Source organism: Mucilaginibacter sp. SMC90 (genome assembly GCF_022811725.1).
GTDB lineage: Bacteria > Bacteroidota > Bacteroidia > Sphingobacteriales > Sphingobacteriaceae > Mucilaginibacter.
This window is the reverse complement of record NZ_CP094527.1, coordinates 7,915,911-7,936,139: the sequence shown is the minus strand read 5'-3', so window position 1 is coordinate 7,936,139 and position 20,229 is coordinate 7,915,911. Positions and strand designations below refer to the sequence as shown.

The following is a 20,229-nucleotide window of genomic DNA, read 5'->3' as shown; positions in this document are numbered from 1 at the left end:
ATGGAAAAAATCCTGGTAGGCATCTATAATTATTTCAATGCCCGCAAGCCGCTGTTTTATGCCGTGTTTGCGTTAAGCTTTGTGCTTATAGGTTTTTTTGCTTCGCGGATCAGGTTTGAGGAGGATATCTCCAAGGTACTGCCGAAGGATAAAAAGATCGAAAAGCTCAATTACATTTTTCAAAATTCCAAATTTGTTGATAAGCTGGTAGTAATGGTTTCGCTTAAAGATTCCACACAGCAGGAGCCGGATAGCCTCATCTCTTTTGCCGATACATTTACCGGAACCATTCAACAGAAACTCCCCGCATACATCAGTAAGATCAATGCTAAGGTTGATGACGGCCTGGTGATGGAGCTGTTTGGTACCATCAATAAAAGCCTGCCCATTTACCTGAACGAGCATGATTACCTTAACATTGATACGCTCATCCGACCAGATAAGATAAAAGAAACGCTTGCCCGAAATTTGCGTACGCTTACCTCACCCGCAGGGCTGGCTTTAAAAGGCATGATCAGCAGCGACCCGGTTGGTATCTCATACCTCGGCCTCAAAAAACTGCAGCAGCTGCAATACGACGAAAACTTTGAACTGTATGACAGCTATGTGATGACCAAGGATCATAAAAACCTGCTGTTGTTTATCACACCAAAGTATTCGCCAAATAATACCGGCGAGAACGCGGTGATGCTTAAAGGCATTGATCAGGTTATTGATAGTCTGCAAACAAAAAGCTTTAAAACCGTTAACTGCAGTTACTTCGGTACAACTGCCGTATCGGTAGGTAACGCCCTGCAACTACGGCGCGACTCGATGTTTACACAGGGCATTACCGTAGTTTTCCTGATCGTTTTCCTGGGATTGTATTTTAAAAAGAAACGAGCGCCGATAGTAATATTGGTGCCGGTGCTGTTTGGGGCACTGTTTTCGCTGGCGGTAATTTATTTTGTAAAGGGTAGTATCTCGGTCATTGCATTAGGTACAGGCTCGGTGGTGCTGGGCATCGCGGTTAATTATTCGCTGCATGTGTTTAACCACTACCGCCATACCCGCAGTATTGAACAGGTGATCCGCGACCTGGCTATGCCGCTTACTGTGGGCAGTTTTACCACCATTGGCGGGTTTTTCTGTTTGGAGTTTGTAGAGTCAGAAATGCTGAAGGACCTTGGGCTGTTTGCCGCCTTTAGCTTAATAGGCGCTTCGTTTTGTTCGCTGGTTTTCCTGCCGCATTTCATCGCTTCCCAAAAAGAACAGGACGAGCATATTGCCAAACTATCTTGGATCGATAAGGTAGCAGCCTACAACCCCGAGTATAATAAGTTCATTATTTCGGCCATCGTTATACTCACCATTGTGTTCAGCTATACCGCCCGTAATGTGAGTTTTGAAACGGATATGAGCCGCATGAACTTCATGACCGATAAGCTCAAGGCATCCGAAGCCAAACTAAACGCCATTAATAAATATGCCCTGCAATCGGTTTATCTCCTGGCCGAAGGTAAAACGCTTGATGACGCTCTCCGTACCAACGAAAAACTATCGGCACAGGTAGAACTGCTGAAAGAACAAAATGTCGTTAAAAAATATTCAGGGGTATCATCACTCATTATATCCGACTCTTTACAAAAAGCCCGCATAGCCCGCTGGAACAACTATTGGACCCCGACTAAAAAGCAGGAGCTAATGGCCGTACTCATCAAAGAGGGCACTGCGCTGGGTTTTAAAGCTGCCGCTTTTGATCATTTCCACGATCTCATCAACAAAGATTTTAAAGTGGTTGGTCAGGATGAAATGGCGGGCATCCGCAAAAGCCTGCTGGATGATTATATCACCGAGCGACCGGGCCGTGCAGGGGTGATCACGCTGGTAAAAATATCGCCGGAGGATAAAAATAAGATCTACAACCTGTTTGAAAATACGCCCAACGTAACCGTTGTTGATAAGCAATACCTCACTAACCGGTTTGTGGGTATTATCAATAATGATTTTACCAGTATCGCCATCATGTCGTCATTACTGGTGTTTACGGTACTGCTGCTTACTTACGGGCGCATTGAACTAACGCTGGTTTCCTTTATCCCGATGTTTATTTCCTGGATCTGGATCCTGGGGTTGATGGGGCTGCTGGGCATTCAGTTCAATATCGTGAACATTATTATATCGGCATTGATATTTGGTTTGGGCGATGACTACAGCCTGTTTATTATGGATGGCCTGCTGCAGGAATATAAAACGGGGAAGAAGAATTTATCGTCGTATAAATCGTCCATCTTTCTATCGGCCATTACTACTGTTGCCGGTTTGGGCGTGCTCATCTTTGCCAAACATCCGGCTTTGCGGTCGATAGCGTTGATCTCTATCATCGGGATAGTTTGCGTGGTGGTAATGGCCCAGATCCTGATCCCGTTTCTGTTCAATATCCTCATCAAAAACAGGGTGCAGAAAAAACGTTTCCCCTGGACTTTGAGCGGCTTTGTGATCTCAGTTTTCGCGTTCACGTACTTTGTAAGCGGCTGCCTGTTGTCATCCCTTATCGGTTTGCTACTGATCAAGCTTAACCCGTTTAAGGGTGAACGAAGCAAATATGTTTATCATACTATCCTGGCTCGCTTTTGCTGGTCGATGATGTACATTATGCCCAACCTGCGTAAGCGTGTGGTGGATAAAGACAAGTTTGAAAAGCCCGCTGTGGTGATCAGCAACCATCAGTCGTTCCTTGATATTTTGGTATTGATCATGCAGCACCCGAAACTCATCTTGTTTACCAATCACTGGGTATGGAACTCGCCGGTATTCGGGGCTGTGGTGCGCATGGCCGGGTACTTCCCGGTGGCCGAGGGTGTGGAGCAGAATATTGATGAACTGGCCGAAAAAGTAAAGCAGGGTTATTCGATGGTAATTTTCCCTGAAGGTAGCCGCTCGCCCGATGGTAAAATGAAACGTTTTCATAAAGGCGCGTTCTTTTTGGCCGAACAAACAGGAATGGATATCCTGCCTATTGTGCTGCACGGCACCGGCTACAATATGACCAAAGGCGATTTTCTGTTGAAGAACGGAACGATTACCATCAAATACCTGCCGAGAATAGCGGCCAATGATACCTCATTTGGCTCTGGCTACGCCGAACGCACCAAAAATATCAGCCGCTATTTTAAAGAAGAATACCAAAAGCTAAGTGCCGAAATTGAACAGCCGGCGTACCATAAAGAGCAGCTGTTTTATAACTACCTGTACAAAGGCCCGGTGCTGGAATGGTACATGCGGATTAAAGTAAGGCTTGAGAAAAACTACCATGTGTTTCATGACTTGCTGCCCAAACAGGGCAAAATGCTTGACCTGGGTTGTGGTTATGGTTTTATGCCTTATATGCTGCACTTTGCAGCACCTGGGCGTGAGCTTACCGGGGTTGATTATGATGAGGAAAAGATAGAAGTAGCTAACAACTGTTTCAGCAAAACGGCCGGGATAAATTTTGTTTATGCCGATGCCCTTGCTTTTGAAATGCAGCAATACGATGCCATTATCATAGCCGATATGCTGCACTATTTGCAACCTGAAGAGCAGAAGCAATTGATAGAAAAATGTATAGCACAATTGAACCCTAATGGTCAGCTTATCATCAGGGATGGTAATAAGGATATGCAGGAAAGGCATAAGGGCACGGAGCTTACCGAAACGTTTTCAACCAAATTGCTCGGCTTTAATAAAACCGGTGCAAATGGCCTATCTTTTCTTTCGGGACAGATGCTGAGGGACATAGCGGCGTCGCATGAGCTTTCGGTCTCCGAAATTGACAATACCAAGTACACGTCAAATATTATTTTTGTGATCAGAAAAGAAGGGAACCCAGATTAAATGGACGATAAGTTTGATGTATTGATCATTGGAAGCGGCATGGGTGGTTTAGTTTGTGCCGATATGCTTGGCCGCGAAGGTTATCGGGTTTGCGTTGTTGAAAAAAACAAACAGCTTGGCGGTTCGCTGCAAACTTATGTGCGCGACAGGGTGATTTTTGATTCGGGGGTGCATTATTTGGGCGGGCTCGATAAAGGCCAAAATCTATACCAGATCTTTAAGTATATAGATATTATTGATAGCCTGAAACTGGAAAAACAAAGCCCTGATGCCTTTGATAAGATCATGATAGATAACGACCCGGTGGAGTATCCGCAGGCGCAGGGCTATGAAAATTTCATCAAACAATTGCTGGTTTATTTCCCGGATGAGGAGCCTGCTTTACGCGCTTACTGCGCTAAGCTTAAAGAGGTTTGTGATAAGTTCCCGCTCTATAACCTGCGCTCGTCAGACGATTTTTATGAAAAGGCCGATGTGCTGGAGGTAGATACCGAAGCATTCCTGGCATCCATCACCAGTAATAAAAAATTGCAGCAGGTACTGGCCGGCAATAACTCATTATACGCCGGGCAGGCCGATAAAACACCGTTGTACGTTCATGCGCTCATACTTAACAGCTATATTGAAAGCTCATGGAAATGTGTTGATGGCGGTTCGCAGATTGCAAAACTGATAGCCCGCAATATCCGCGACAGGGGAGGCGTTATCATCCGTAATAAAGCCGTAAAAAAACTGGTGGAACAGGATGGTAAAATAGCATATGTGGAACTACAGCATGGCGAAAAGCTTTATGCCGATCATTTTATTTCCAACATCCACCCTGTAAAAACGCTGGAAATGACGGATTCATCCGTGATAAAAAACGTGTACCGAAACCGGTTAAAAAGCCTGGAAAACTCGGTGTCGTCATTCACCATCAATATTGTATTTAAAAAAGATTCGTTTAAATATTTTAGCCACAACGTTTACAGTTTTAAGGATGGGCAGGTATGGCACATGGCCGATTACACGCAGGAAAACTGGCCGCTGGGCTATGCCGTGTTCATGACACCCTCGTCAAAAAATAAAGAATACGCCGATGGCATGACCATACTGGCCTACATGCGTTATGAAGAGGTGAAGCCCTGGGAGGATACCTTCAATACGGTGAGTGACGAGGCCTATCGCGGTGAAACTTACGAGCAATTTAAAAAGCGCAAAGCCGAAGTTTTACTGGATGATGTGAAACTGAAATTCCCGGGTCTGCGGGAGCAGATCCATTCATACTATACGGCAACGCCGCTCTCATACCGCGATTATATTGGCAACGATGATGGCTCGCTTTATGGCATTGCCAAGGATTATAAACACCCTTTAAAAACGTTCATATCGCCGCGCACCAAATTGCCTAATTTGTACTTCACGGGGCAAAACCTTAATTTACATGGCATTTTGGGTGCTGCCATGAGCGGGATAGTAACCTGTTGCGCCTTGCTGGGCAATGATGAATTGATAGATAAAATAAGAAATGCGTAACAGGAAATTCAGTTGGAAAAAGTTCGGGAAAAGATTACTGTACGCAGGTGTTGTGTTTGTGGGATTGCTGCTGATCGGCTTTGTTTACCTGTATTGTGTAGCTATTGATTATCCCCCCAAACCTGCTGATCTGAGCAGTTTGCAATTACAGCGTAAGCAGCCATCGCCGGGATTTTATACCATCGATAACAACTGGTTCAGGAAAAGCAAGAGCGGCTTGTTTGAGATGTACGTAGAAGGCAAACCTTTTGAACGCGGTGTGATCAATGGTAAACTCAGTAAAGAGCTGGTGGTTAATCAGGAAGTCTATTTTACCGACCAGATCAACAAGATCATTCCCTCAAAATCATACCTGTCGTTCCTTAAATATTTCATAGCCTGGTTTAACCGCGACCTTGCTAAAAATGTAAGTGAAGAATATAAAGAGGAGATCTACGGTATCTCTAAATCTGCTTCGGATAAATACCAATTCATTGGCTCTAATTACCAGCGCATATTAAATTACCACGCTGCGCATGATATTGGTCACGCTTTGCAAAGTATGGCACTGGTGGGTTGTACCTCGTTCGGTACCTGGAACGACCGCTCGGCTGATGGTACCATGATCGTTGGGCGCAATTTTGATTTTTATGTGGGCGATAATTTTGCCCGCGATAAAATAGTGGCGTTCTTCAACCCAAGTGAAGGGCACAAATTCATGACCATAACCTGGGGCGGTTTTGTGGGTGCCGTATCAGGCATGAATGAAAAGGGCCTGAGCGTTACCATTAATGCCGATAAAACCAATATTCCATCAGGCTCGGCTACGCCTGTATCTTTAGTGGCCCGCGAAATTTTGCAATATGCCCAAAACATTAATGAGGCCATCGCGATAGCTAAAAGGCGCAAAATGTTTGTGTCCGAATCGTTCCTGGTAGCTTCGGCCAAAGATAACAAGGCTGTGGTGATCGAAAAAACACCCGATACGCTGGATGTGTATGACCCGCATCAAAACTTTATTGTTTGCGCAAACCATTTTCAAAGCAAGGGACTGGCGCATTCAAAAGAAAACCTGGTACAGCTCAGCAACAGCGCGTCGCCATATCGCTACCAGCGCTTAATGGAACTGCTGAATGCCGAAGGAAAAAACACGGTACAAAAAACGGTGGATATTTTACGTAACCGCCAGGGCCTGCATGGCGAAGATATTGGCATGGGTAACGAAAAAGCATTGAACCAGTTGATAGCTCACCATTCGGTAGTGTTTGAGCCGCAGAAACTGCTGGTTTGGGTGTCTACCTCGCCGTGGCAGCTGGGCGAGTTTGTGGGTTACGATTTAAAAAAGATCTTTGCCATGAAAGGCATGCAAACCGATCATGAAATTATTGATACTGCTCTTACCATTAAACCGGATACGTTTTTAAATACCAAAGCCTATCATAACTTCATAACTTTCCGCTCGCTAAAGCAAAAAGTATATGATGGCGGAGAGATCAACCCCGATAGTTTGGTAGCCAGTAACCCGCAGTTTTATCATGCTTATGTTATTGCCGGTGATTATTCGTTTAAACATAGCGACTACAGAAAAGCCATCGGGTATTATAAAACAGCTTTAACAAAAGTGGCAGCCACGGTAAACGAGGAAAACTATATTAAAAAACAGGTTGAAAAGTGCACTAAAAGACTAAGCTCATGATGAGTGTATAGGCGTAAACAAAGTTTAAACCACTAATAGTATTAGAGACTTTCATATTTGATGAATATCATGTGCGGACAAAAAAATTCATTGCCGGTGGTTTCAACCAACGGGGCAATGAAGAGCGATAAGCGGGCTTCAGCCCCAATCTGCTTGCTTAATTGGCTAAAACCAGGGCTATTGAGCGTCTTTTACCGTTGGTTGAAACCAACGGCCATGAGTATTTTTGTATTTACAGATGGTTTTCTGGAGAGAAGATCTCTTGTTGTTTATCATGATTAATTTAAAATAGCTCATGACAGTTGCAGGTGTAGGTATTGATATGATTGAAGTGGAACGCGTGCAAAGCAGCATTGCCAAAGAACAGGGCTTCCGTGAACTCGTTTTTTCGGCAAACGAGATAGCTTATTGCGAGAGCAAAACTAATAAATACCAGCACTATGCTGCCCGCTTTGCCGCCAAGGAAGCTTTTTTTAAGGCGCTGGGTACTGGCTGGCTAACGGATACCGCTTTTAACGAAATTGAGATCAGCAATGACGAAAGCGGTAAGCCATGCCTTGAACCCATTGGCGAAAGCGCCATAGTGATCAACCGTGGCGGTCCGTTGAAAATTTCTGTATCATTAACCCATTTAAAAACAATGGCATCTGCCGTGGTAATTATTGAAAAGTGATAGTATCTCCGCCTAAATCATTAGCATACCAACCCAAACACGAGGTTGTTAACATACAGGAACAAAAACTGCAGGAGTTACTGGCCTACCTCAGCCGGAATTCGCCGTTTTATAAAGACCTTTTTGCTAAACATCATATCGATATCAGCCAAATCAAAACGCTTGGTGACCTGCGGCTGATCCCAACCACAACGAAAGAAGACCTGCAAAAACGCAATGATGATTTTTTATGCGTTGAACGGGGGAAAATCATCGAGTACAGCTCTACTTCGGGTACTTTAGGCAGCCCGGTAACCATAGCACTTACCGAAAATGATTTGGAGCGACTGGCTTTTAACGAATACAATTCTTTTACCTGTGCCGATGGTTCGCCTGCCGACCTGTACCAGTTGATGCTTACGCTCGACAGGCAGTTTATGGCAGGGATGGCTTATTACTCCGGCATCCGAAAAATTGGCGCGGGGATTATCCGCTTAGGCCCCGGTGTGCCGTCGTTGCAATGGGAAACCATTTTAAGGCTGAAACCTACCGCTATAGTTGCCGTACCATCGTTTATTTTAAAGCTGATCCAGTTTGCGCAGGAGCACAACATCGATATCAATGCATCGTCGGTAAAAAAGGCGGTTTGCATTGGCGAGAATATCCGCAACACCGATTTCAGTCTGAATATCCTCGGCCAAAAAATAACCGAGGCATGGGATATCAAGCTCTATTCAACCTATGCCTCCACCGAAATGCAAACCGCCTTTACCGAATGCGGCGAGGGCAGGGGTGGGCATCATCAACCCGAACTACTGATAGTGGAGGTTTTGGACGAGCATAACAACCCGGTTGCTCCCGGCGAATCGGGCGAGGTGACCATTACCACGCTTGGCGTTGAGGGGATGCCGTTGCTGAGGTATAAAACCGGAGATATCTGTCATTATTTTGATGAGCCCTGCGCTTGCGGACGCACCAGTATCCGGCTGTCGTCCATAGTGGGCCGTAAAAAGCAGATGATCAAGTTTAAAGGTACTACGCTTTATCCGCCGGCGCTGTTTGATCTGTTGAATGGCATGGAAGAGATCAAAGATTTTGTGGCCGAAGTTTACTCAAACGAGATAGGCATGGATGAAGTGCTGCTGCACCTGTTGCCTATACATTATACTGATGAGTGCGACCGGAAGATCCGCGCCAATTTACAGGCCCGCTTAAGGGTGAGCCCGCATATTACTTATCTAAAGCACGATGAAATGCAGAAATTACAATTCCCTGAAGCGGTACGCAAGCCGGTTAAGTTCATCGATAAAAGAAAGTAAGCTATTATGTGCTAACTTTGCTATATGCATAATGCCGATATCCTGGGCCGGTTAACGCAGCAGTTCGAACTGCCTTTTAGCAACCCGGTACTTGTTTTCTCGCTGATATTATTGATCATTTTACTTGCGCCTATTGTTATGGGCAAGTTCAGGTTTCCGGGCATCGTAGGCTTTATTTTGGCAGGGATAGCTATCGGGCCGCATGGGTTAAACCTGCTCCGGAAAAACTCGGCTGTCGATCTGTTCTCTACCATTGGCTTGTTGTATATCATGTTCATTGCCGGTGTTGAGCTCGATCTGAACGAGTTTAAACAGAAAAAGCACAAAAGCCTGGTGTTTGGCTTTTTTACCTTTTGTATTCCGATACTGATCGGCTTTCCGATATGTTATTATCTGCTGGGCTATCCGTTGATCACATCGGCATTAACAGCAAGCATGTTTGCTACCCATACGCTGGTGGCTTATCCTATTGTAAGTAAATACGGCATGGCTAAAAATGAGGCTGTAGCTATTAGTGTAGGCGGTACCATATTGACCGATACAGCTGTGCTGATATTACTGCCTGTAATTATGGGGGCAAAAAACGGTGGCTTAGGTTTCAGCTTCTGGCTGCAATTGGTGATCTCGCTTTCCATATTCGCCTTTATCATGTTTGTGCTGATCCCGCCATTGGCACGTTGGTTCTTTAACCGCTACCGTGATAACAAAACGCTGCCCTATGTATTTGTGCTGTTCATTGTGTTTTTTTCGGCGTTTTTATCACAGTTAGCAGGCGTTGAGCCTATTATCGGCGCTTTTGTTGCCGGGCTGGCGCTGAACAAAGCAGTACAACAATCGCGGCCATTAATGCACCGGATTGATTTTGTGGGCAATGCCATATTCATCCCTTTTTTCCTGATCAGCGTAGGTATGCTGGTTGATTTGCGGGTGCTTGCCCGGGGGCCGCAAGCTACCATAGTGGCCGTTAGCCTTACGCTTGGCGCTTTGTTGGGCAAGTGGCTGGCAGCATTATCTACCCAAAAAATATTTAAATATTCGGCTACACAACGCACACTTATTTTCGGGCTAAGCAGTGCACATGCCGCAGCTACGCTGGCTATCATACTGGTTGGCTTTAAGGCGCAGATCATTGACGATAATATCTTGAATGGCACTATTATTCTGATATTGGTTACCTGCGTTGTAGCCTCGTTTGCTACAGAGCATGCCGGTAAAAAGCTGGTTAAACAGACCGGTGAAAATGAACTTTTAACAGAAGAACAGCCCGTTGGCTAAGGTATACAGTAAAGGAACACATGGGAGATCTCCCGGTGCGTTCGGACGATGGGATTGTTCCTTTAAAAACCATGTCATTGCTGTAAGCTTAGTGTGGCAATCGCACGGACGCATGGCTGCTCTGCATAGTATGCGATTGCTTTGTCCAGAATCGCTCGTCGAGGCCGATATTTACCAGTAAATATCCTGATTCCTTATGACGCTGTAAGGTTGGGGAATATCTTAATCAAAATTGAAAACAGAACCAAAATGACGGTTATGTAGGTGATCAACCTATCTATACGTTTTGTCTTTAGCTGAAAAGCAGTTAAAAAAGAGATAATGGAATTAAATATTGTCATGCCGATAACTGCTACAAGAAAAGATTTTAGCTGGTTTTCGTCAAAAGTTAGCTGCCTGATCGCCTGAAATATCAACTCCGTTATAAACCAAACTCCGGCACTATAAAATGTAAGTCGGGTAATCGTTAAATCTGGAATTCTATAAATAATTTCTTTTTCAAAAAAAATGATGGTTGTTATTGAGATAAAAGTGAAAATTAATCCTCCGATTTTAATAGGAGTATAAGGAATAAATTCTGGGACAAAATCGGTTTCATTTAAAATATAAAATGCAAGTAATAGCCAGATGAGTATTATAGCTAAGTACTTGATCGCAATTTTGATAATAAGGTTCATTGCTATCAAAGATACTAAAAATGGAAGTGTCCCTTTGGCAATAGTAAATTCTGCTTTCTCCATTATTTTCTCCAACAACGGCTCGGGTTTTATCCCGCCTGCTGTTCCTCTTCCGTTAGCTTCAGCAACGTAGTTTCATTTTTTATGCGAATGCTTTTGCCTGATATTTCGATGATTTGTTCTTCGATAAAATCATTAATAGTGCGGAACAGCGATTCATAGGCTGCGCCTGTAAAGGAGGCCAGGTCCTGCCGGGTAAGTTCAATATTGATAAAACCGTCTTCGTTAAGTCCGAATTTGTTTCTAAGCGAAATGAAAGCCTGAGCTACACGGCCTTTAACCGGCATGTGGGCCAGGTTGCGCATGCGTTTTTCTGACTCCTGCAGTTCGTTGGCAAAAAAACGCATCAGTTTGATCACAAAGTTATTATTAACCTGCAGGGTGCTTTCAAAAAAAGGCATTTCGATGTAGCAAATTATACCTGCCTCAATGGCCGTGGCCGAAACCGGGTAAAATTCGGTACTGCCTAAGCCAAGGTGACCAACAATATCGCCTTCGCGGGCAAAGCGGAGAATGAGCTCTTTTTCCTTATCCCACTTTTTATGAACTTTTACCGTGCCCGAATAAACAAAGTAAATGCCCGTAACAGGATCGCCTTCTTTAAATATCTGCTGCCCTTTTTTTACAACAATATTTTGCCTGGCGGCGCTGATGGCCGGTATCCAGTCGGGCAAGCAATGTGTGCATAAAAAGCAGGTACCCAAATTGCATTTATCTTTGTTTTTCGCCATTTATTGAAAAAGTATTTAAGCCGGTGCTTTAATAAAACGTGCTAATTTATTAAAAGCGACGGCCTTTTGGCTGTTCCCAGGTAGCCATATTGAAAATAACTCCGAGACTTAATAGTACCGAACCGCCAAAAACAGGCCAGGGAAATGACCGGATGCCGTTGATATTAATGCTCCAGGGATGGGAATCGAACGGATTAACGGTATTCAGGTTTCTGAACAATAATAATCCGGCAATAATGCTTACAGCACCTAACACAGAAAGAATAATGCTTGTGATTTTCATAAAATTGTTTGTGCAATGATTTTCATTAAAAATTAAGCAAATGTTGAATAAATATATTGCATGTGCAATATAAAATGAAAATTAAATTTAATTATGATGCTTTAAGTATTACCTTTGCAAGAAAAATAGTACAGTCCCCAAAAAACTGAGCGGGACTAATCAAAACATGGAAACAAAACAGAACGCCATCCCGGTTTCGCCCTCATTAAATGATCTTTACAATTTTAAGTCTGGTTTAAAAGGTACAAGGCAAATGAAAAAAAGGCTGATTTTTATATCAACAGTTTGCATTCTCATCGCCTGCCTCATCAGCGTAATTGCCAAAGGCCTTGTTTATCTTATAAACATTGTTACCAATATTTCATTTTACGGGATGTTTGATGCCAGCTTTCATAGCCCGGCAAATAATCATTTAGGTTTATGGGTAATTGTAATACCGGCAATAGGCGGTATTATCGTGGGCTTCATGGCCCTGTATGGTTCAAAGGCTATCAGGGGGCACGGCATACCCGAAGCCATGGAGCAGATACTGGTAAATAAAAGCAAAATAAAGCCGGTTATAACTTTCCTGAAGCCCGTATCATCGGCCATTGCCATAGGTACCGGAGGCCCGTTTGGTGCCGAGGGGCCAATTATAGCAACCGGCGGAGCACTTGGTTCAACCTTTGGCCAGTTATTCAAGATATCTCCTAACGAACGTAAGATCATTTTAGCGGCCGGAGCAACGGCCGGTATGTCGGCCATATTTGGTACGCCTATAGCTGCGGTTTTTTTGGCTATCGAATTATTGCTGTTCGAGTTTTCGCCCAAGGCCATATTGCCTGTGGCTTTAGCTTGTATCACGGGGGCCGCCGGTCACCATTTATTGTTTGAAGCAGGACCTGTATTCCCGATGCCCGATGTAGATGCACCTTCAAATACAGCGCTGGCTGTTTACAGTATTATTGGCTTAGCTATTGGCTTTATCTCATTGGGGCTTACCAAAATCGTTTATTTTATTGAAGATAGCTTTGAGGAGCTGCCTATCCATTGGATGTGGTGGCCTGCACTTGGTGGTTTGGCAGTTGGCCTTATCGGCTATTTCGCCCCGCACACGCTTGGCGTTGGGTATGATAATATCATCAGTATTCTGTCGGGCACATTATCATTAATGTTAATTGTGCGTTTATGTTTCTTCAAATTCCTGTCATGGGCTATTGCGCTGGGCAGCGGTACATCTGGTGGTACGCTGGCACCTTTGTTAACCATAGGTGGTGCGGCAGGTGCGGCATTTGGTGCGCTGGTACATCTTATATTCCCTGATGCGGGTGTAAGTATTCCGATGGCTGCACTTATTGGCATGGCTGCCATGTTTGCCGGTGCTTCAAGGGCTTATTTAACCAGTATTACCTTTGCGCTGGAAGCTACCATGCAATCGCATGCATTGCTGCCATTGCTTGGCGCTTGTACTGCATCATACCTGGTTTCATTCTTCCTGATGGAAAACACCATCATGACCGAAAAAATTGCCCGCAGAGGGGTGTACACGCCAGATTCATATGAGCCGGATTTGTTGCAGGTACTGACCGTAGCTGATGTTGATAACAAAGTAGGTGAAACGTTAAACAGTAATAGCACTGTTGCCGAAGTAAGGGCTTTGCTTGCCGCAAATAACATTACCCAAAGCTTTTTTGTTGTAATTAATAATGACGGTACTTATGCCGGAATGGTTAGCCTCTCTGATATTTATAACCATAGTATTTCTGCCGGGCTTGCCATTATTAACCTCACTCGTGCAAGCAAACAGGCCGTGAAAAGCAATGATCCGCTGAAACGTGTTGTAGAGATCATGGCCGAGGAATCGGTAGAGGTGCTTCCTGTTATTGCTGCCGGAAATACTATTGCCGGAAAAATCTCCTATAAAGAGATCTTAAATACCTACTACCATTATATAGATGAGAACAGGCAGGAAAATACACAGATCTCCCTTAAAAGACGCCGCCTGAAAATGGCTGTCCGTGGTCGTGGCCGCAGCAAAACTAAATCTTAAAAAGGCCGCGTTTTGATTGAAATATAAACCCCGCGTGATGTAAGGTCAGGCGGGCTTTGTTTTTTAATACGGGTGTAATGAGCCGGGAAATTACCGGCAGGCATTAAACCCAACCGGCCCGCGATTATCACGAGCCGATTGGGTTAGTTATATCAATGCAGGTTAATTACCTGCTGAAGCTGCATCTGTTGTTTTAAATAAAGGATCGGCTTTAAAATAATTACCTCCTGCAAAGCTGATCACATAATCAGATTTGAAATGGGTGCTTTTTTTGTAATAATCGGTACTGATGATCTGTGCTCCTGATTTTTGTGCTGCTATGAATGAGCTCATATCATTTGCGCGCGCTTCTTCTGTATCCGAATCGGCACGGGTACGGATAATGTAGCCTTTTTTAACCAGGCTTTGAATGGCTGCCAGATCTTTTTTTGCATCGTTCATGATGTGAATGGCCGCTTCCGGCGTTCCGGGCATCGCGTCGGCAAATAACACGCGGCCTTTCAGTGATGGATGGCCTGCAATATAAGTGGCTCTTTTTTCGCCCTTTTCGTCAAGGATAAAAATGAACTTGCCTTTAGCTGCTTTCAACTTTGGCCAGTTGTTATGCAATACGGCTGCTTCAAGCGTTTTGTACGAGCCGCGCACATCATCGGGTGTAATTAAATACTGTTTGCCGAGATTGGTTAAAATCTCTTTGTCAAGATCGGCAAAGGTTTGGGCCGTGAATTTTTCAGGAACGGTAAACCCTGGCTTTTTTGAAGGCTCATCCTTTGCATTCATGGTAATATAAACTGGGTTATGGTCCGGATGCTCATCACTCCATTTTTTTAGCTGCTGCAGACAAATTTTAAATGTGGCGCAATTACTGCGGAAATCGATATCCTCAATATGGAATACTTTAAAACCGGGTTCTTTCATTACTCCCTGGGTATCAAAAGCCGGTTGGCCGGGTACCCAGTCCAGTCCTTTAGGATGGGCGTATTTACCGCCTTTAGGATCGGCATAAACATCAATTTCAAGTGCGTTGAGGCCTAAATTAAGCTGATCGGCAAGGCTAATGTGCTCGTAATCTATTTTGCTCATGCCAACAGAATCACGCTGTTGTAAAAAGCGGAACAGCTTAGGGTTAATGGCCTGTTTGTAGCTGTTATGTGACCCTATTACCTGGAAATGATTGATAGTTTGATCGTCGGTATTGTTGTTTATTAGGGCTGATGCAGTAATAAAAATACCGGCAAGTAGTCCGCCTGTAAGTTTCATGGTTTAATTGATTATAATTTGTTTAACAAAACAAGCGCAAAAGGGTGTCCCTTTGCGCTTGTATAAAAAATGTTACTAATTAATAACCCGGGTTTTGTTTCAGGTTGGGGTTAGTTTTTAATTCGGTTGATGGAATAGGGTATATCCTGCGGGTTAGATCGGTGTTCATTTTCAGGTCATCCGTTTTGCCGCCCATTACCGGTAATGGATATTCTTTCTCAAATAAACCATAACGGATCAGGTCATTACGACGCCATGCTTCCCATGAAAGCTCACGTGCGCGTTCATCAAGTAACCCATCTAAATCAATAGATCCCGCTACCTGTGCATGTGCACGGGTACGTAGTTTATTTACCAGGATAATCGGAGATTGGAACTCACCGTTTATAGTTGTTGGAGTAGCGCCGCGTAAAATAGCTTCGGCTTTCATCAGGTAAATATCAGCCAAACGGAATACCGGTACATCATTGCCGTTTAAGCGGGTAGCCTGGATAATGTTAACGTCGGGATAGTATTTAATGGAACGTACACCTTCTGATTGTGCATTAAGCACATCGTTGCCCAAATCCATTGGTTTTAATCCGGTTAGGGTTAATGTTGGAATGAGGTTGATTTGTGTGTTAGCTGGAACTCCTGCAGTACCAGCAGGATAATAAACAGGTTGATTGGTAAAGCCGCCATTGCCATCAGGGTAATATTGCGGGCCGGCCAACCATGTTTTGGTGCGGTCGTCGCCAGGGATGTTAAAGCGGTTGTAAAACTCAGGCGTAGTGCTCATGGCTATACTTAAACCTACGTTAAAGCCGTATGCCTGGGCCAGGTAATAAAAGAAACCAAAGCGGGTGAACTGGTTGCCCGGAATTTGCTGATCGTAAGGAACCGCAAATATGGTTTCATTAACTGTAGGGCCGTTGGTTGGTAAAAATATATCGCGGTATCTTGCATCCAGGAAATAGTTTGTGTTGGCCTGGACACTATCGCACATGGTAACAGTTTCCTGGTAGCGGTTTGAGTTAATATATACGCCCGAATTAAGGTACATTTTTGCAAGTAATGCAAACACCATACCTTTTGTTGGGCGGCCGTATTGGCCTACGTTTATTGGCCCATTATTGCTTTTAGCCGGCAATAACGGTAAAACGGCTTTCAACTCGCTTTCAATAAACTCATACACTTTAGCACGAGGCTGATTGGACGGTTGGGTTGTTACCGGGAAATCGGTAATGATAGGTACGTTGCCATACAGGTCCATCATGAAATAAAGGTACAGGGCGCGCATGGCTCTAACTTCGGCAATAGAGGCTGCTTTTTTTGCTGCTGTTGACGAAGAGGCATTGATAACGGTAATGATACGGTTACAGGTATTGATACCGCCGAAACCCCATTGCCATACGCCGATAACGTTAGGGTGGTCAAAGGTCCAGGTGTGGTAGTGTAATTGGCGGTACTGGCCACCATCGTCAAAGTTACCATCGCGGGCAGGTAGGATAGCCTCATCTGTCGACATATCCTGCATGCGCCAGTATGGTACCGCATAGCTTGATGACAGGTTTGAATAAATGGTACCCAACAATGCTGTGTAGTCGGCATCGGTAGTTGGGAAGTTTGATTTTACGTATTGTGATTCAACAGGTACATCCAATTTTGTACATGAATATGTGCCAATCATGGTAGCGAAAGCGGCACATGCTAAAAATATCTTTTTCATCTTTTGTCTTTCTGGGTTTATTAGAATTGTGCAGTTATACCTAAGCTGAACGTGCGTGTTTTAGGATAGAAATCGCGGTTGTCGATACCCGGGGTTAAGCCGCCGATATTAACTTCGGGATCAACACCACGGTATTTGGTGATGATAAATATGTTGTTGCCCGAAGCGTAGAAACGTAAGCTCTTAATAGCCTGGATATGCGGTTTAATGGTGTAACCCAAAGTAGCGTTATCCAAACGCAGGTATGAACCACTTTCAAGGAAACGATCAGATATCAGATAAGCATTGATATCCTTAAATGATTCGCCTAAAGTGAACCTTGGGATGTTTTGCAGTTTTGAATCGGCAGGGTTGTTCAATGAAGCAAGGGTTGCATTCAGGATCTTGTTGCCATAAACACCGCGTACCAGGAAGTTAAGGTCAAAGCCTTTATAGAAGAAACTGTTGCTCCAGCCATAAATCAATTTAGGCTGCGCATCATATTTAATAAACTGATCGGTAGTAAGCGGCTGTGTGGCGGTGGTTGACCCGTCGGCTTTTTCATAGGTACTTACGCCGTTAGCGTTTTTGCCTAAATAATGCCACAGGTCAAAAGTGCCGATAGCATAGCCCGGCTGAATGATCTGGCTATAGTTGCCCGATTGGCCCTTGCCTCCTAACTGTGCTGTTTGGATAAAGTTAAGACCGAACTGGCTGTTTGATAAGCTTTCAACAACGTTTTTGTTATGCGAAACGTTGAATGAAGTACGCCATGTAAATGCCTGTGATTTTACTGGTACCGCGTTCAACACAACCTCGATACCGCTGTTTTTAATTTTACCTACGTTAGCAGTGTAAAACGGATAGAAGTATAAGGTGGTTGATACCGGGTAAGTGTAGATCAGGTCGGATGTTTTCTTGATATAATAATCTACCGAACCGGTTAAGCGGTTGTTGAACAAACCAAAATCCAAACCGATGTTAGTAGTAGCAGTGCTTTCCCATTTCAGGTCAGGGTTATCGTTACGTACCGGGCCAATAGGGTTAACAATGTTGCCATTGCTCAAAAATTTACCGCCGCCGGGAGGCACACCGTAAATTAAACGTGCGGTAAAGGCGTCAAAACCTAAGCTGTTACCAGATACACCATAACCTGCCCTTAATTTCAGGTCGCTGATTACAGGTATTGATTTGATGAAATCCTCATTAATAAGCTTCCATCCTGCCGAAACAGCCGGGAAGTAGCCATGACGCTGGTTGATACCAAATGCCGATGAACCGTCTTCCCTTAATGAAGCCTGCAACAGGTATTTATCCGAAAACTCGTACTGGGCACGTGCGTAGAATGATACGAACCTCAGTGTTGAAATGTAAGCCGGGTTAAATACTATTTGCGAAAGTTGTGTTGGGTTTGACAGCGCCAGGTAGTTGTATGTTAAAGCATCATTTGAGAAACCCTGTGTTTGTACACCAAAGCCGTCATTGTTACGGTCTTGCTGGTACGAGTAACCACCCAATAATTTCAGCGAGTGTTTGCCGAAAACACGATCATAGTTAAAATAAGCTTCAACAACGTTACTCGTGTTGGTGTATGCACTGCGCACAGCTACACCACCGGCGTTAACGTAGATACCCGACTGGCTGGTAGAGTATGTATTAACGTTGTTTTGTTCTTTTTGGGTTGATCCGGATACGGTGAATTTTAAGCCTTTCAAAATGTCGACTGAGGCAAAACCATTGATCAGGGTTTTGTTGTTCTCCGTTTTGGTAAAGTTGTTATTGATCAGCGATAGTGGGTTCAAAGGACCGCTGCCTGTACGGCTGTAGTTTTCTTTATAAGTACCGTCGGGGTTAAAAGGACTAACCGTTGGCAGGTAGAATAAGATACCTGATAACACCTGGCTTTGGAAAATATCGTTGTTTTTAGTAGCACTGTTGGTAAGGGTGATACCTAATTTTAAACGATCATTAAAAAAGCGCTGGTTGATATAGCCTTTGTAAATAGTACGCTCAAGACTGGTGTTATTCAGGATCCCGTTATTTTTCATATAGTTTACGCTTGCACCATACTCTGAATTGGTACCTGCGCCGCCGTATGAAAGGTTATGGTTTTGAGAGTAACCGGTCCTTTCGGCCAGTTTTTGCCAGTTGGTATTTGAGCCGTCATCATCTGCCGCGCTTAATTTAGGCACGCCATTGTCGGTTAAATATTTACGCAGTTCATCGCCGGTAAGCACATCAATGTTTTTTGATACGTTTTCAACGGCAGCATAAGCGCTGTAACTTAAACGGGTTTGACCGGCTTTGGCCCTGCGGGTTGTAACGATGATTACACCGTTGGCAGCACGTGAACCATAAATTGCAGTTGATGACGCGTCTTTCAGTACGTCGATACTTTCGATATCGGCAGGGGCCAAAAGGTCGATAGATGCACCCGGTACGCCGTCAATTACATAAAACGGTTGCTGAGCAGCGCCTTCACGTAAAGTTGATGGCCCCCTTAAAATGGTGGCGGGCTGTTTGTTAGGGTCGCCGCTTTTGGTTATGTTCAGGCCAGCCACCTTACCTTGCAATAACTCGGCAGGGGTGGTTAATACGCCGGCGTTAAAATCTTCGGCTTTAACTGAAGTAATAGCGCCTGTTACGTCTTTACGGCTTGCGGTACCGTAACCGATAACCACAACATCTTTAAGTTGTTTGGTGTCGGTTACCATGGTAACGTTAACTACTTTTTTGTCGCCAATGGTAACTTCTTTTGGCAGTGAGCCTAAAAACGTGAATTTGATCACATCTTCGGGGCCACTTACCATAACCTGGTAAATACCATTAGCTGTAGTTGAAGTTGCTTTACCTGTACTTTTAACCGTTACTACTACCCCTGGTAACGGTAAATTTGTTTCGTCGGTGACAACACCTTTGATGGTACGTTGCTGCGCGAAAGCCACTGTTGAGGCCATGAGCATCAGCATAAACAGGCAAATCGTTTTACCCGATCTCTGCCATAACCTTAAAATAGGTCGGTAATGTTTTTCCATAGTTTTTAATTAATGATAAACCCCTTGTAATAGTTGCCCAAGTTGAGAATAGGAGGGCTGTAATTGCTGCAAAGCAACGGTTGTTTTATTATCGGGAAATAAATGCTGGGTTAACTTATCTATCAATTAAAACAGGGGTTAGTTTTAAAAGCTATGCTGTTTGTGGTTGGTTTTCA

The 20,229-nt window shown here is 44.1% G+C and carries 13 protein-coding genes; 7 read left to right on the top strand and 6 right to left on the bottom strand.

The window, feature by feature from the left end:
* The 6 genes from MTO98_RS33235 to MTO98_RS33210 all read left to right on the top strand — a co-directional run bounded on the left by MTO98_RS33235 (nt 1) and on the right by MTO98_RS33210 (nt 10,291).
* Nucleotides 1-3,855 (top strand): trifunctional MMPL family transporter/lysophospholipid acyltransferase/class I SAM-dependent methyltransferase, encoded by a 3,855-nt coding sequence (locus tag MTO98_RS33235; protein WP_243483969.1) that lies wholly within the window; start codon nt 1-3, stop codon nt 3,853-3,855.
* Complete coding sequence (locus MTO98_RS33230) at nt 3,856-5,370, top strand: NAD(P)/FAD-dependent oxidoreductase (protein WP_243483968.1); 1,515 nt, start codon at nt 3,856-3,858, stop codon at nt 5,368-5,370.
* Entirely contained in the window at nt 5,363-7,045 is a 1,683-nt protein-coding gene (locus tag MTO98_RS33225) for a C45 family peptidase (RefSeq protein WP_243483966.1), read from the top strand. The genes MTO98_RS33230 and MTO98_RS33225 overlap by 8 nt, the downstream gene beginning before the upstream one ends.
* A gap of 295 nt (nt 7,046-7,340) precedes the next feature.
* Nucleotides 7,341-7,718, top strand: coding sequence for a holo-ACP synthase (gene acpS / locus MTO98_RS33220; protein WP_243483964.1), 378 nt, complete (start codon nt 7,341-7,343; stop codon nt 7,716-7,718).
* On the top strand, nt 7,715-9,016 hold the full coding sequence (locus MTO98_RS33215) for a phenylacetate--CoA ligase family protein (RefSeq protein WP_243483962.1): 1,302 nt from the start codon (nt 7,715-7,717) through the stop codon (nt 9,014-9,016). Before acpS ends, MTO98_RS33215 begins: the two co-directional genes overlap by 4 nt.
* 24 nt (nt 9,017-9,040) lie before the next feature.
* Nucleotides 9,041-10,291 (top strand): cation:proton antiporter, encoded by a 1,251-nt coding sequence (locus MTO98_RS33210; protein WP_243483960.1) that lies wholly within the window; start codon nt 9,041-9,043, stop codon nt 10,289-10,291.
* A gap of 194 nt (nt 10,292-10,485) precedes the next feature.
* Here MTO98_RS33210 and MTO98_RS33205 read toward each other — a convergent pair whose 3' ends face one another.
* The 3 genes from MTO98_RS33205 to MTO98_RS33195 are packed head-to-tail and all read right to left on the bottom strand — an operon-like array spanning nt 10,486 to nt 12,042.
* The gene (locus tag MTO98_RS33205; protein WP_243483958.1) at nt 10,486-11,031 is read right to left on the bottom strand and encodes a hypothetical protein; all 546 of its coding nucleotides are present in this window, start codon (nt 11,029-11,031) and stop codon (nt 10,486-10,488) included.
* A 26-nt stretch (nt 11,032-11,057) separates the two neighbouring features.
* On the bottom strand, nt 11,058-11,759 hold the full coding sequence (locus tag MTO98_RS33200; RefSeq protein WP_243483956.1) for a Crp/Fnr family transcriptional regulator: 702 nt from the start codon (nt 11,757-11,759) through the stop codon (nt 11,058-11,060).
* A 49-nt stretch (nt 11,760-11,808) separates the two neighbouring features.
* On the bottom strand, nt 11,809-12,042 hold the full coding sequence (locus MTO98_RS33195; protein ID WP_243483954.1) for a hypothetical protein: 234 nt from the start codon (nt 12,040-12,042) through the stop codon (nt 11,809-11,811).
* Between the two features lie 166 nt (nt 12,043-12,208).
* Between MTO98_RS33195 and MTO98_RS33190 the strand changes: the two genes are divergently transcribed.
* The gene (locus tag MTO98_RS33190) at nt 12,209-14,071 is read left to right on the top strand and encodes a chloride channel protein (protein ID WP_243483952.1); all 1,863 of its coding nucleotides are present in this window, start codon (nt 12,209-12,211) and stop codon (nt 14,069-14,071) included.
* Nucleotides 14,072-14,233: 162 nt separating this feature from the next.
* On the opposite strand, the gene MTO98_RS33185 is transcribed toward MTO98_RS33190, so the two are convergent.
* From MTO98_RS33185 to MTO98_RS33175, 3 genes are all read right to left on the bottom strand, one after another.
* Nucleotides 14,234-15,331: a phosphatidylinositol-specific phospholipase C1-like protein gene (locus tag MTO98_RS33185; protein ID WP_243483950.1), complete on the bottom strand. Its 1,098-nt coding sequence runs from the start codon at nt 15,329-15,331 to the stop codon at nt 14,234-14,236.
* A gap of 79 nt (nt 15,332-15,410) precedes the next feature.
* Entirely contained in the window at nt 15,411-17,039 is a 1,629-nt protein-coding gene (locus MTO98_RS33180) for a RagB/SusD family nutrient uptake outer membrane protein (protein WP_243483948.1), read from the bottom strand.
* A 20-nt stretch (nt 17,040-17,059) separates the two neighbouring features.
* On the bottom strand, nt 17,060-20,053 hold the full coding sequence (locus MTO98_RS33175) for a TonB-dependent receptor (protein WP_243483946.1): 2,994 nt from the start codon (nt 20,051-20,053) through the stop codon (nt 17,060-17,062).
* Between the last annotated feature and the right edge of the window lie 176 nt (nt 20,054-20,229).

Bases quoted from the DNA above. Each gene is read 5' to 3' on its own strand.
- MTO98_RS33235 (WP_243483969.1), top strand. From the start codon at position 1: ATGGAAAAAATCCTGGTAGGCATCTATAATTATTTCAATGCCCGCAAG.
- MTO98_RS33230 (WP_243483968.1), top strand. From the start codon at position 3,856: ATGGACGATAAGTTTGATGTATTGATCATTGGAAGCGGCATGGGTGGT.
- MTO98_RS33225 (WP_243483966.1), top strand. From the start codon at position 5,363: ATGCGTAACAGGAAATTCAGTTGGAAAAAGTTCGGGAAAAGATTACTG.
- acpS (WP_243483964.1), top strand. From the start codon at position 7,341: ATGACAGTTGCAGGTGTAGGTATTGATATGATTGAAGTGGAACGCGTG.
- MTO98_RS33210 (WP_243483960.1), top strand. From the start codon at position 9,041: ATGCATAATGCCGATATCCTGGGCCGGTTAACGCAGCAGTTCGAACTG.
- MTO98_RS33205 (WP_243483958.1), bottom strand. From the start codon at position 11,031: ATGGAGAAAGCAGAATTTACTATTGCCAAAGGGACACTTCCATTTTTA.
- MTO98_RS33200 (WP_243483956.1), bottom strand. From the start codon at position 11,759: ATGGCGAAAAACAAAGATAAATGCAATTTGGGTACCTGCTTTTTATGC.
- MTO98_RS33195 (WP_243483954.1), bottom strand. From the start codon at position 12,042: ATGAAAATCACAAGCATTATTCTTTCTGTGTTAGGTGCTGTAAGCATT.
- MTO98_RS33190 (WP_243483952.1), top strand. From the start codon at position 12,209: ATGGAAACAAAACAGAACGCCATCCCGGTTTCGCCCTCATTAAATGAT.
- MTO98_RS33185 (WP_243483950.1), bottom strand. From the start codon at position 15,331: ATGAAACTTACAGGCGGACTACTTGCCGGTATTTTTATTACTGCATCA.
- MTO98_RS33180 (WP_243483948.1), bottom strand. From the start codon at position 17,039: ATGAAAAAGATATTTTTAGCATGTGCCGCTTTCGCTACCATGATTGGC.
- MTO98_RS33175 (WP_243483946.1), bottom strand. From the start codon at position 20,053: ATGGAAAAACATTACCGACCTATTTTAAGGTTATGGCAGAGATCGGGT.